Origin of the sequence: Acidovorax soli, assembly GCF_900107605.1 — a bacterium.
GTDB lineage: Bacteria > Pseudomonadota > Gammaproteobacteria > Burkholderiales > Burkholderiaceae_C > Acidovorax > Acidovorax soli.
Genome location: NZ_FNQJ01000004.1, coordinates 109303 through 121558 on the forward strand (window position 1 = coordinate 109303; position 12256 = coordinate 121558).

General features: G+C 67.6%; 10 protein-coding genes. 7 read left to right on the plus strand and 3 right to left on the minus strand.

Going from position 1 to position 12256, the window contains the following annotated elements:
• Positions 1-7: 7 nt before the first annotated feature.
• Both BLW02_RS05130 and BLW02_RS05135 read right to left on the minus strand, forming a co-directional pair.
• On the minus strand, positions 8-1525 hold the full coding sequence (locus BLW02_RS05130) for an acetyl-CoA hydrolase/transferase family protein (RefSeq protein WP_092697312.1): 1518 nt from the start codon (positions 1523-1525) through the stop codon (positions 8-10).
• Positions 1526-1643: 118 nt separating this feature from the next.
• Positions 1644-2933, minus strand: coding sequence for a solute carrier family 23 protein (locus BLW02_RS05135; RefSeq protein ID WP_092697313.1), 1290 nt, complete (start codon positions 2931-2933; stop codon positions 1644-1646).
• Between the two features lie 156 nt (positions 2934-3089).
• Between BLW02_RS05135 and BLW02_RS05140 the strand changes: the two genes are divergently transcribed.
• The gene (locus tag BLW02_RS05140) at positions 3090-5195 is read left to right on the plus strand and encodes an acetoacetate--CoA ligase (protein ID WP_092697314.1); all 2106 of its coding nucleotides are present in this window, start codon (positions 3090-3092) and stop codon (positions 5193-5195) included.
• 31 nt (positions 5196-5226) lie between these two features.
• Here the strand turns inward: BLW02_RS05140 and BLW02_RS05145 are convergent, their stop codons facing one another.
• Positions 5227-6156, minus strand: a complete 930-nt coding sequence (locus tag BLW02_RS05145; protein WP_092697315.1) for a LysR family transcriptional regulator — start codon at positions 6154-6156, stop codon at positions 5227-5229.
• A 126-nt stretch (positions 6157-6282) separates the two neighbouring features.
• Here BLW02_RS05145 and BLW02_RS05150 point away from each other — a divergent pair, with 126 nt between their 5' ends.
• From BLW02_RS05150 to BLW02_RS05175, 6 genes are all read left to right on the plus strand, one after another.
• Positions 6283-7257, plus strand: coding sequence for a Bug family tripartite tricarboxylate transporter substrate binding protein (locus tag BLW02_RS05150; RefSeq protein ID WP_092697316.1), 975 nt, complete (start codon positions 6283-6285; stop codon positions 7255-7257).
• A 109-nt stretch (positions 7258-7366) separates the two neighbouring features.
• On the plus strand, positions 7367-8524 hold the full coding sequence (locus BLW02_RS05155; RefSeq protein WP_092697317.1) for an acyl-CoA dehydrogenase family protein: 1158 nt from the start codon (positions 7367-7369) through the stop codon (positions 8522-8524).
• Between the two features lie 13 nt (positions 8525-8537).
• The gene (locus BLW02_RS05160) at positions 8538-9572 is read left to right on the plus strand and encodes an acyl-CoA dehydrogenase family protein (protein ID WP_092697318.1); all 1035 of its coding nucleotides are present in this window, start codon (positions 8538-8540) and stop codon (positions 9570-9572) included.
• A 116-nt stretch (positions 9573-9688) separates the two neighbouring features.
• On the plus strand, positions 9689-10477 hold the full coding sequence (locus BLW02_RS05165; protein WP_092697406.1) for a crotonase/enoyl-CoA hydratase family protein: 789 nt from the start codon (positions 9689-9691) through the stop codon (positions 10475-10477).
• Positions 10478-10497: 20 nt separating this feature from the next.
• Entirely contained in the window at positions 10498-11688 is a 1191-nt protein-coding gene (locus tag BLW02_RS05170; protein WP_092697319.1) for a CaiB/BaiF CoA transferase family protein, read from the plus strand.
• 14 nt (positions 11689-11702) lie between these two features.
• Positions 11703-12218 (plus strand): MaoC family dehydratase, encoded by a 516-nt coding sequence (locus BLW02_RS05175; RefSeq protein ID WP_244273619.1) that lies wholly within the window; start codon positions 11703-11705, stop codon positions 12216-12218.
• Positions 12219-12256 lie beyond the last annotated feature (38 nt).

Consider the following 12256-nt stretch of genomic DNA (forward strand, 5'->3'; position numbering starts at 1 on the left):
CGCCCGGTCAGGCCGGGCGCATGTTGCCGGTTTTCACGAAACGCTCATGCCAGGACAGTGCTTCGCCCAGGATGTGCGGCGTGTGCTGTGGCCCCTGCTGGCGCGCGCGGTCGAAGTAGTCCTGCAGCTGCGGGCGGAAATCGGGGTGCGCGCAGCGGTCGATGATGACCTGGGCGCGCTGGCGCGGCGCCAGGCCGCGCAGGTCGGCCAGGCCCTGTTCGGTGACGATGATCTGCGTGTCGTGCTCGGTGTGGTCCACATGCGAGACCATGGGCACGATGCAGCTGATGGCGCCGTGCTTGGCCACCGAGGGCGTGACGAAGAACGACAGGTAGCCGTTGCGCGCAAAGTCGCCCGAGCCGCCGATGCCGTTCATCATGCCCGTGCCCATCAAGTGGGTGGAGTTGATGTTGCCGTAGATGTCGGCCTCGATCATCGAGTTCATGGCGATGATGCCCAGGCGGCGCACCAGCTCGGGGTGGTTGGAGATTTCCTGGGGGCGCAGGATGATGCGCTCGCGGTAGAAGTCGATGTTCTTCTCGAAATCCTCGTAGGCGCTGCGGCTCAGCGATATCGCCGTGGCGGAGGCCTTGCCCATCTTGCCCGCCCGCAGCAGGTCCAGCATGCCGTCCTGCAGCACTTCGGTGAAGCCCAGCAGGTTCTCGAAAGGCCCGTGCAGCAGGCCGGCCAGCACCGCGTTGGCCACGTTGCCCACGCCCGACTGGATGGGCAGCATTTCCTTGGGCAGGCGGCCCATCTTCATCTCGTGCGCGAGAAAGTCGATGATGTAGCTGGCAATCTTGTTGGAGTTCTCGTCCGGCGTGGCAAACACGTTGTCGCGGTCGCCCTGGTGGGTCTCGACCACCGCAATCACCTTGGCCGGGTCCACGCGCAGGTAGGGCTGGCCGATGCGGTCGTCCGCATGGGTCATGTTGATGGGCACGCGGCGCGGCGGAATGGCCGTGCCGTAGTAGATGTCGTGCATGCCTTCCATCCGGGCCGAAGTCTTGGTGTTGACCTCCAGGATCACCTGGTCGGCAACCTCCAGCCAGGTCTTGTTGTTGCCCACGGCTGTGGAGGGGATCAGCAGGCCGTCGGCCGTGACGCCCAGCACTTCGATCACGGCAACATGCATGGGACCGAGAAATCCAAACCATGCGTGCTGTGCGACGTGCGACAGGTGCATGTCGATGAAGTCGATCTCGCCCGCGTTGATCTTGGCGCGGCAGGTCGGATCGGTGTTGAAGGGCAGGCGCTGTCCCAGGGCATCCGCTGCGGCCAGGGCACCATCGAGTTCGGGGGCGGTCGAGGCGCCTGTCCAGACGTTGATCTTGTAGGGTTTGCCGGCGGCATGCTCGGCCTTGGCACGGGTGGCAATGGCCTGGGGAACGGCCTTGGGGTAACCCGCGCCGGTGAAACCGCTCATGCCGACATTGGCGCCGCTGGGAATGAGCGCCGCCGCCGCTTCGGCCGACATGACGTGTTGAAGAAAGGCAGGGTGGCGTACCCGATCAGCCAGGGACATGGGGGAAAACTCCGCAACGGTGGATGGGCACCGGCGCACCGGGTGCGCCGGGTCAACCTGCGGATTTTAGCCGGGCCGGGCGAAACGCTAAGGGTTTACCCGTATCAACGGCCGGCGCTCATCCGCCTTTGCGGTTGAGCAGCGCGTACAGCAAGATGGCGCCAAAGGTGGCGGTGCCGATGCCGCCCAGCGCGAACTGGCCGAACTTGAGCGTGAAGTCGCCCGTGCCCAGGATGAGCGTGATGGCGGCCACGATGAGGTTCTTGTTCTGTGAAAAATCGACCTTGTTGTCCACCCAGATCTTGGCACCCGCCACGGCGATCAGGCCGAACACCACGATGGACACGCCCCCCATCACCGGCAACGGAATCGCCTGGATCACGGCACCGAACTTGGGGCTGAAGCCCAGCACGACGGCGATCAGCGCCGCCACCAGGAACACGGCGGTGGAATAGATCTTGGTGGCTGCCATCACGCCGATGTTTTCTGCGTAGGTGGTCACCCCGGTACCGCCGGCCGCGCCGCTGACCATGGTGGCGATGCCATCGCCGATGAAGGCGCGGCCCATGTACTGGTCGAGGTTCTTGCCCGTCATGGCCGTCACGGCCTTGATGTGGCCCAGGTTCTCGGCCACCAGGATGATGACCACCGGCGCGATCAGCAGCATGGCCGGCGCGCTGAACACCGGGGCCGCAAAGTTGGGCAGGCCGACCCAGGGCGCGGCCAGCACGGCCGACAGATCGAGTGGCTTGCCCAGGCCCAGGCCGTTGGTCAGCACGGCGTAGATGATGCTGGCCACGACCAGGCCCACCAGGATCAGCAGGCGCTGCACCATGCCGCGCGTGAGCACCGCCACCAGGCCGACGCTGACGAAGGTGACCACCTGCATCCAGCTGTCGAAGTTGCTGGCGGCCATGTTCTTGATGGGAATGCCGGCCAGGTTCAGGCCGATCACCGCCACCACCGAGCCTGTCACCACGGGCGGCATGAAGCGCTCGATCCAGCCGGTGCCCACGATCTGCACGATGGCCCCAATCGCGGTGTAGAGCAGGCCGCAGGCGATGATGCCGCCCAGCGCCAGTCCGATGTTGGCGTTGGGCCCCTTGCCGGCATAGGACGTGGCGGCAATCACCACGCCGATGAAGGCGAAGCTCGAACCCAGGTAGCTGGGCACCTTGCCGCCGGTGACGAGGAAGAAGATCAGCGTGCCGATGCCGCTCATCAAAATGGCCAGGTTGGGGTCGAACCCCATGAGGATGGGCGCCAGTACCGTCGCGCCGAACATCGCAATGACGTGCTGCACGCCCATGGCGCCCGTTTGCGGCCAGGGCAGGCGCTCATCGGGTGCGATCACGCCGCCTTGTTGTAGCGCGTCGGCGCTTTTCTCCCTCCAGGTCATGAAGCCCATGGATTTTTCTCCGTTGTGAACTGATGTCGCGCATCGTAGGGGATTTGGGCGTGGTGCAAGCGCTGCGGGCGCGGCTTTCCGCGTGTCGCGCCAGCGACTGGGCACGCGGTAAAACCCCGTGGCGCTGCGCGGCCCGGGCGCTCTACGCTTGCCGCCATGCATCCCCCCTACCTGCCCCAGATACGCCTGTACCAGAACTGGCTGCGCGAACAGCGCGGCCTGCAGTTTGCCGACTACGACGCCCTGTGGCGCTGGTCCACCACCGACCTGGATGCGTTCTGGCAAAGCATCTGGGACTATTTCGATCTCCAGTCGCCGACACCGCACACCGCCGTACTGGCCAAAAACACCATGCCGGGTGCGCAGTGGTTTCCCGGCGCGCAGGTCAACTACGCCCGCCAGGTGCTGCGCCATGCCGATGCGGCCCACGCTGCCGGCCAGCCGGCCATCATCAGCCGCAACGAAAAAGGCCAGCACCACGAACTGCCCTGGCCCGAGCTGCGCCGCCAGGTGGCGTCGCTGGCGCTGCACCTGAAGGCCCAGGGCGTGCAGCCCGGCGACAGGGTTGCCGCCTATCTGCCCAACGTGCCCGAGGCCATGGTGGCCTTTCTGGCCACGGTGAGCATTGGCGGCGTGTGGAGCATCTGCGCGCCCGACATGGGCACGCATGCCGTGCTCGACCGCTTCCGGCAGATCGAGCCCAAGGTGCTGATCGCCGTGGACGGCGTGACCTACGGCGGCCGCGACCTCGACCGCCTGGCCGTGCTGGCCGAGCTGCGCGCGGCCCTGCCCAGCGTGCGGCACACGCTGCTGCTGGGCAACCTGAATGCCACGGTTTCAGTCGCTGATTGCGCAGACTGGAGAGGTGCGACCGTCAGAAATGATGCGGAAACAGCGGCTTTCGAACCACTGTGGCTGCCGTTCGACCACCCGCTGTGGGTGGTCTATTCGAGCGGCACCACGGGCTTGCCCAAGCCCATCGTGCACGGCCACGGCGGCATGCTGCTGGTGGCGCTGCAGCTCGGCGCGCTGCACAACGACGTGGGCTGCAGCTACGCACCCAACAGCCTGGGCGAGCGCTACCACTGGTACAGCTCCACCGGCTGGGTGATGTGGAATGCGCAGATGGCAGGCCTGCTCTCGGGCACCACCTGCGTCATCTTTGACGGCAACCCCGGAGGCAGCAAGGAGCAGCCCGACTGGGGCCGGCTCTGGCGCTTTGCCGCCGAGACCGGCATCACCTACTTTGGCGCGGGCGCGGCCTTCTATGCCAACTGCATGAAGGCGGACATCACGCTCCGTGACTGTGGCGACCTGACCCGCATCCGCGCGCTGGGCACCACCGGATCGCCACTGTCGCCCGAGGTGCAGCAGTGGGGCACGGCGCAGTTCCGAGACATCAGGCGCCGGGCGGTCGAGACGCCCGCCACCGCCGGGCTGTCCACGCCTGCGCAGCCCGACGTCTGGTGGAACAACATCTCGGGCGGCACCGATTTTTGTGGCGCCTTCATCGGCGGCCACCGGGAGCTGCCGCAGGTGCCTGGCGAAATGCAATGCCGCATGCTGGGCGCGGCGGTGGAGTCCTGGAACGCAGAGGGCGTGCCGGTGATGGACGAGGTGGGCGAGCTGGTGTGCACACAGCCGATTCCGTCGATGCCTTTGTACCTGTGGGGCGACAAGGACGGTAGCCGGTATCTGTCGAGCTACTTCGACATGTACCCCGCCGGCCACGGCCGCCAGCCCGGTGGCGGCGATGGCCCGGCCAGCATGGGCGCGGTGTGGCGCCATGGCGACTGGCTCAGGATCGGCAGTCACGGCGGCTGCATCATCTATGGCCGCTCCGACGCCACCATCAACCGCCACGGCCTGCGCATGGGCACGAGCGAGATCTACAGCGCGGTCGAGGCCCTGCCCGAAGTGCTCGACAGCCTGGTGGTGGACCTGGAATACCTGGGCCGCGACAGCTACATGCCGCTGTTCGTGGTGCTGCGCCCCGGCAGCACGCTCGATGATGCCCTGCGCGATCGCATCAGTGCCGCCATCCGCATCAGCTTGAGCCCGCGCTTTGTGCCCGACGCCATCGTTGCCGTGGCCGAGGTGCCGCGCACCCTGAGCGGCAAGAAGCAGGAGCTGCCCATCAAGAAACTGCTGCTGGGCCAGCCCATCGAGAAGGTGGTCAACAAGGACGCCATGGCCAACCCGGGCTGCCTTGCCTGGTACGTGGACTTTGCCGCACGCCACGCGGCCGAGAGTGCTGCATGAACAATCGCTGCAAGCGCTTTATGGATAAGCGCTACAGCCTGTTTTGACCCATATCCTGCGCGCGGCGCGGCACGGTGGAAAAGCCCATCGCATGTTCGGTGAAGCGCTCCACCAGCCGGCTGGTCTCGCCCGCGCGCCGCGCCAGCGCGATGCCCACCCGAAAGCCCGCCGGGGTGTCGGTGAGTGCCAGGCATTTCACGCCCGGCGGCACCACCAGGCGGGCCACGCCCGCCACCAGGCCCACGCCCAGGCCAGCGGCCACCAGGCTCATGATGGTCTGCACCTGCATGGCCTCTTGCGCCACGCGCGGTGAAAAGCCAGAGAGCTGGCAGCGCAGCAGCGCCAGGGCCGAGAGGCCGGGCACCTTGTCTTGCGGGTACATGATGAAGGGCTCCCCGGCCGCATCCGACAGCGCGATGGCGTCGCGCTGTGCCAGCCGGCTGTTCGCGGACACGGCCAGCACGAAATCGTCGCGGTCCATGGGCAAAAGCGCGAACGGCTCGGGATGCAGCACCGGATAGCGCACAAACCCCGCATCAAAGCGGCGTGCCAGCAGCCCATCGAGGATTTCTGCCGAGGTGCCCTCCGACAGTTCCAGCTCCATCTGCGGGTAGCGCGCCCGCAACGACGGGATCAGCTGCGGCAGCAGCGCATAGGTGGCCGAGCCGATGATGCCCAGGCGCAGCACCCCGCCCAGGCCCTCGCGCGCGTCGGCCACGGCCTGCCGGCAGCGCTCTGCATGGAACAGCGCCAGGCGCGCGTCGGGCAGCATGGCCTCGCCCTCGGGCGTCAGGCGCACCCCCGTGCTGTGGCGCTCAAAGAGTCGGCTGCCCAGTTCTTCCTCCAGCTTGCGCACCGACACCGACAGCGGCGGCTGGGCGATGTGCAGCAGCTCGGCCGCGCGGTGGAAGTTGCCGGTTTCCGCCAGGGCGACGAACTGGCGCAGCTGGCGCAGGTTCATTTGATACCTAATAAATATCAGTTTGTGAATTTTTAATATTAGACAGCATGAGCACCGGCTTCTACAGTGTTGCGCAGGGCCCGCCACAGGAGCGGGCACCCACAACATATTCGACGAGGAGACACCGTGACGCAATCCCGTAGAACCGTGGCCGGCGCCTTGCTGGCATTGGCCGCTACCGCCCTGGCCCCCGCCGTGCAAGCCCAGGCATTCCCCTCCAAGGCCATCAAGTTCGTCGTGCCCTTCGGCCCCGGTAGCGGCACCGACACCTCGGCACGCTATTTCGCACGCAAGCTGGGCGATCTCACGGGCCAGCCCGTGGTGGTGGAAAACAAGCCCGGCGCCAACGGCTTCATTGCCGTCAAGCAGGTGCTCTCCGCGCCGGCCGACGGCTATACCGTGTTCATCGGCAGCAACTCCACCCTGGCCGTGAACGCCGCGCTGTTCAAGGAGCTGCCCTACGACCCGGTGAAGGACTTCTCGCCGCTCACCATGATGATGCGCTCGCCCGCCATGATCGCCACCATGCCCAAGGCGCCCTACAGCGACCTCCAGGGCCTGATCGCCCATGCCAAGGCCAGCCCCGGCAAGGTGAACTTCGGTGCGGGTTCGGCCGGCTACCAGCTGATGGGCGAACTGCTCAACGACAAGGCCCAGATCCGCACCGTGCATGTGCCCTTCAAGGGCGCTGGCGAAACCATGACCGCCGTGGCCTCCGGCACCGTGGACTACACCTTTGCCGAAGTGACTGCCGTGCAGGAGCTGGCCAAGGGCGGCCGCGTGAAGGTGCTGGCCGTGGCCTCCGACAAGCGCGTGGCCGCCGCGCCAGAGGTGCCCACCGCCGCGGAAGCGGGGCTGCCGGGCTTCGAGGCCTACACCTGGGTGGGGGCCATGGTCAGCGCCAAGACGCCCGCCGCCGAAACCGCCAAACTGGCCGAGCTGTTCACCGCCATCTCCAGGATGGAGGAAACCCGGGACTTCTATGAGCGCATCGGCGCCACTGCCATGACCGGCGGCCCCGCGCAGATGCACGAGTTCCAGAAGAACGAGATCACCCTGTGGAAGCGCATCGTGACCCAGGCCAAGGTGCCGCTGCAATGAGCGAACGCCCCGCCCCGCAGCCGGGCCGGCACACCGACGCGGTGCTGATCCGCCGCCAGGGCCTGACGCCCACGCAATTGCAGACCTACAAAGACCACGGAGTTTTGGGATGAGCACTCTGGATTCACTGGCGCTCACGCGCATTCCCGCCGAAGACGAGGCGCTGCGCGCCGAGGTGCGCGCCTTCCTGCAGCAGGCCATCCAGGACCTGCCCGCACATATCCGCGCGCGCTCCTGGGGCGGCTACAGCAGCGAGCTGAGCCGCCAGCTCGGGCAAAAGGGCTGGCTGGGCATCACGCTGCCCACGCAATACGGCGGCGGCGGGCGCAGCGCCTTCACGCGCTACGTGCTGGTCGAGGAGTTCCTGGCCTGCGGCGCGCCCGTGGGCTCGCACTGGATCGCCGACCGCCAGAGCGCGCCGCTGATCCTGAAATACGGCACCGAGGCGCAAAAGCAGTTCTACATCCCGCGCGTGTGCCGCGGCGAGGCGTTTTTCTGCATCGGCATGAGCGAGCCCAACGCGGGCTCGGACCTGGCCAGCGTGAAGACGCGCGCCGTGCCGAACGCACAGGGCTTCCTGCTCAACGGCCAGAAGATCTGGACCACCAATGCCCACCACTGCCAGTACATGATTGCGCTGGTGCGCACCTCGGGCAGCACCGAAGACCGCCACAAGGGGCTGTCGCAGGTCATCGTCGATCTGTCGCTGCCGGGTGTCACCGTGCGACCCATCGAGGACCTCTCGGGCGACAGCCACTTCTGCGAGGTGTTCTTCGACAACGTGCAGCTCGGCGCCGACGCCCTCATCGGCGCCGAAGGCCAGGGCTGGGAGCAGGTCACGGCCGAGCTGGCGTTCGAGCGCAGCGGGCCCGAGCGCCTGTTCTCCTCCATCGTGCTGTTCGACCAGTGGCTCGACTACGTGCGCACGCCCCAGGGCCGCAGCGAATCGGCGCGGCAGCTGGCGGGCAAGGTGCTCACGCAGCTTGCGCCGCTGCGCGCCATGTCGGTGTCGGTGCAGGAAAAGCTCACCCAGGGCGCCAGCCCCATCGTCGAGGCCGCACTGGTCAAGGAGCTGGGCACCACGCTGGAGCAGATGATTCCCGCGGCCATCGCCGACGACCTGTTTTCACGCGATGCCGAGGAGGTGCCGGTCGAGCTGCTGATGACCCTCAAGTACGTGACGGAGGCCTCGCCTTCGTTCTCGCTGCGCGGCGGCACGCGCGACATCCTGCGCGGAATGATCGCCCGCGGCCTGGGCTTGCGGTGATTGGGAGAGACACATGACCACGAACAACAACGACATGTTTGCCGACGCCGCCCGCGATGTGCTGGCGGACCAATGCACTCCGCAGGTGGTGCGGGCCATGGAGTCCGGTGGCCGTGGCGCGCCCGCCGCGGCGGCTCTGTGGGAGCAGTTGGAGGCCACCGGCCTGGCCGATGCACTGCTGAGCGAGGCCGACGGCGGCGCCGGCCTGGGTCTGACCCAGGTGTTTGGCGTGCTGGAGCAATGCGGCACGCATGCGCTGCCGCTGCCGCTGGGCGACACCCTGGTGGCGCGCGCGCTGCTGGCCCAGGCCGGCGTGGCGCGTCCCGCTGGCAGCATCACGCTGGCGCGCGGCGAGCGGCTGCAGGACGGGGGCCTGCGCTGCGCGCTGGTGCGCTGCGGTGCGGTGGCGGCATCGGTGCTGGTGCAGGCCGGTGGTGCCTGGCATCTGCTGCCCGTGACCGGCGCGCACGTCACGCCCCAGGCGCTGGCGCTGGATGCCGCGCTGGCTTGGTCTGCAGGCCAGGTACAGGCCGCACCCGTGGTGGCGGTGGATGCCGCACTCGACGTGCGCACCCTGCAGGCCGCCGTGGTGGCCGCGCAGATGGCCGGCGCACTGAAGGCCGTGTTCGACCGCACGCTGCAGTACGCCAACGAGCGCCAGCAGTTTGGCCGCCCCATCGGCAAGTTCCAGGCCATCCAGCACCAGCTGGCGGTGATGAGCGAGCACGTGTTTGCCGCGCGCATGGCGGCGCAGCTGGGCTGCAGCGGCGCCGGCGTGATACCCGACCGCCTGCGCGTCGCCACGGCCAAGGCGCGCTGCAGCGAGGCGGCGCTGGTGGTGTCGGAGCTGGCGCACGCCATCCATGGCGCGATCGGCTTCACCGCCGAATACGACCTGCAGCTGTTCACCCGCCGCCTGCATGCCTGGCGCCAGACGGCGGGCAGCGAGGCCTACTGGCACGGCGTGGCGGGCGAGGCCCTGCTGGCGCACCACGGCCTGACCCTGGACATCGTGCGGCGCATCACCGACGTGGAAACGGCGCCTTGAAGGCGCTTCGAAAACAATAGCTGCCAGCGTTCGATCACCAATGGATTCCAGGTCTTTTGCATTGAAGTCAAGCAATGACCAGCGCTGGCAGCGCCTATTTTGACAACGGAGATACCATGACCTTTCTGACCATCGAGCGCGACGGCGGCATCCTCACCGCCACGATGAACCAGCCCGAGACGCGCAATGCGCTCACCGGCAACACGGCGGTGCAGGAGTTCGTGCAGCTGTGCGACACCGTGCGCAAGGACGCCAGCGTGAAGGTGCTCATCCTCACCGGCGCCGGGCCCATCTTCAGCTCGGGCGGCAACGTCAAGGACATGCAGCGCTTTTTTGACGACGCCCTCACGCCCGATCTGATCCGTGAGGAGTACCGCCAGGGCATCCAGCAGATTCCCAATGCGCTGGTCCAGCTCGATGTGCCGGTGATCTGCGCCGTCAACGGCCCGGCCATCGGCGCGGGGCTGGACCTGACCTGCATGTGCGACATCCGCATTGCCAGCGAAACGGCCACCTTTGCCGAGAGCTTCGTGCGCGTGGGCATCGTGCCCGGCGACGGCGGCGCCTGGCTGCTGCCGCGCGCGGTGGGCATGGCCAAGGCCTCCGAGATGGCGTTCACCGGCGAGGCCATCAGCGCCCAGGAGGCGCTGGCCTGCGGCCTGGTCAGCCGCGTGGTGCCGGCCGACCAGCTGCTGCCCACGGCCCGCGCCCTGGCCGAAAAAATCGCCGCCAACCCCGGTGCCGTGATGCGCATGACCAAGCGCCTGCTGCGCGAAGGGCAGAGCGCCTCGCTGGCTTCGCTGCTGGAAATCTCGGCGGGCTACCAGGCCATTGCCCACAAGACGGCCGACCACCGCGAGGCGGTGACCGCCTTCATCGAAAAACGCGCGCCGAAGTTTCAGTAAAGCGCCACGGAGATCGCACGATGAAGCCGCTGCAGGGCCTGCGCATCCTGGATCTGTCCAGCGTGATTTTTGGCCCCCTGGCCAGCCAGATCCTGGCCGACTACGGTGCCGAGGTGATCAAGGTCGAGTCCCCCGAGGGCGACTCGACCCGCCACACCGGCCCCACGAAAGAGCCGGGCATGGCGGCCATGTTCCTCGGCTCCAACCGCAACAAGAAAAGCGTGGCGCTGGACCTCAAGCAGGCCGGCGCCCAGGAAGCGCTGACCGCCCTGATTGCCACCGCCGATGTGCTGATGCACAGCATGCGGCCGCAAAAACTGGCCGCCCTGGGCCTGGCGCCCGAAGCGCTGCGCCAGCGTTTTCCGCGCCTGGTGTACGCCAGCCTGGTGGGCTTCCTGCCCGGGCCCTACGCCGGAAAACCGGCGTATGACGATGTGATCCAGGGCATGTCGGGGCTGGCCGATCTGATGGAGCGGCAGGGCGGCGAGATGCGCTACCTGCCCACGATTGCCGCCGACAAGACCTGCGCCCATGTGGCGGCGCATGCCATCCTGGCGGCGCTGTGGCAGCGCGAGCGCACGGGCGAGGGCGCGTTGGTGGAAATCCCCATGTTCGAGTCCATGGTGGGCTTCAACCTGGTCGAGCACTACTACGGCCAGCATTTCGAGCCGCCGCTGTCGGCCCCCGGTTACCCGCGCGTGCTGGCGCCCTGGCGCCGGCCCTACCGCACGGCCGACGGGGCCGTGGCCATGATGCCGTACACCAATCTGCACTGGCAGCGCTTCTTCACGGAAGTGGGGGCGCCGGAGCTCGCGCGCGATGCGCGCTTTGTCGACATCGCCAGCCGCACGCGCCACATCGCCGAGCTGCTGGAAATTGCCTCGGGCTTCACCGAGCGCCACACCACGGCCCACTGGGTCGCCACCTGCGAACGGCTGGAAATCCCGGCCGCGCCCGTGGCCCGGCTGCAGGACTTGCCGCAGGACCCGCACCTGGTGGCCACCGCATTCTTTGAAACGGTGGCCGACCCGGCCCTGGGGGAATTGCGCTTTCCGGGCGTGCCGGTGCGCTTTGACGGGCAGCGCCCCGCCATCACCATGCCGCCGCGGCTGGGCGAACACACCCGGGAGCTGCTGGCGCAGGCCGGGCTCGGCGCCGCGCAGATCGAGGCCCTGCTGGGCGCGCGCGCTGCCATCGCCCCCGCTGCTTGAAAAGGACCACCGACATGCAAGCTCAAAACACGCCCGTCCCTCAAAACACCCCAGCGGCGCCCGCAGGCGTGGACCGCAGCTTGCCCCGCCTCGGCCAGGGCTTTGTGTGGCAGGACCTGCAGGTGGGACAGCGCTTTCGAACCTTCCGGCGCACAGTCACCGAGACCGACCTGGTCAGCTTCATCGGCGTCACCGGCATGCTGGAGGCGATCTTCATCGAAGACGGCTACGAGGGCGGCGCCATGGCCGGGCGGCCCGTGCCGGGGGCGCTGACCTATGCGCTCATCGAGGGCTTCATCCTGCAGACCATGATCCAGGGCACGGGCCTGGCCATGCTGGAGCTGCACCAGAAGATCCTGGCGCCCGTATTGGTGGGCGACACCATCGAGGCGGTGGTGGAGGTGGCGGAGATCCGCCCCACGTCCAGGAGCGGCCGCGCCGTGGTGACTTCGCGCATCGATGTTTTCAATCACCAGGGCGTGATGGTCATGACCTACACCGCCACCCGCCTGCTGGCCGGGCGTGTTTGAGCCGATTTCCCCCCCATAACAACCCAGGAGACAAGCAC

Excerpts from the sequence above, each read along its gene's own strand:
- BLW02_RS05130 (WP_092697312.1), bottom strand. The coding sequence starts at position 1,525 with ATGTCCCTGGCTGATCGGGTACGCCACCCTGCCTTTCTTCAACACGTC.
- BLW02_RS05135 (WP_092697313.1), bottom strand. The coding sequence starts at position 2,933 with ATGGGCTTCATGACCTGGAGGGAGAAAAGCGCCGACGCGCTACAACAA.
- BLW02_RS05140 (WP_092697314.1), top strand. The coding sequence starts at position 3,090 with ATGCATCCCCCCTACCTGCCCCAGATACGCCTGTACCAGAACTGGCTG.
- BLW02_RS05145 (WP_092697315.1), bottom strand. The coding sequence starts at position 6,156 with ATGAACCTGCGCCAGCTGCGCCAGTTCGTCGCCCTGGCGGAAACCGGC.
- BLW02_RS05155 (WP_092697317.1), top strand. The coding sequence starts at position 7,367 with ATGAGCACTCTGGATTCACTGGCGCTCACGCGCATTCCCGCCGAAGAC.
- BLW02_RS05160 (WP_092697318.1), top strand. The coding sequence starts at position 8,538 with ATGACCACGAACAACAACGACATGTTTGCCGACGCCGCCCGCGATGTG.
- BLW02_RS05165 (WP_092697406.1), top strand. The coding sequence starts at position 9,689 with ATGACCTTTCTGACCATCGAGCGCGACGGCGGCATCCTCACCGCCACG.
- BLW02_RS05170 (WP_092697319.1), top strand. The coding sequence starts at position 10,498 with ATGAAGCCGCTGCAGGGCCTGCGCATCCTGGATCTGTCCAGCGTGATT.
- BLW02_RS05175 (WP_244273619.1), top strand. The coding sequence starts at position 11,703 with ATGCAAGCTCAAAACACGCCCGTCCCTCAAAACACCCCAGCGGCGCCC.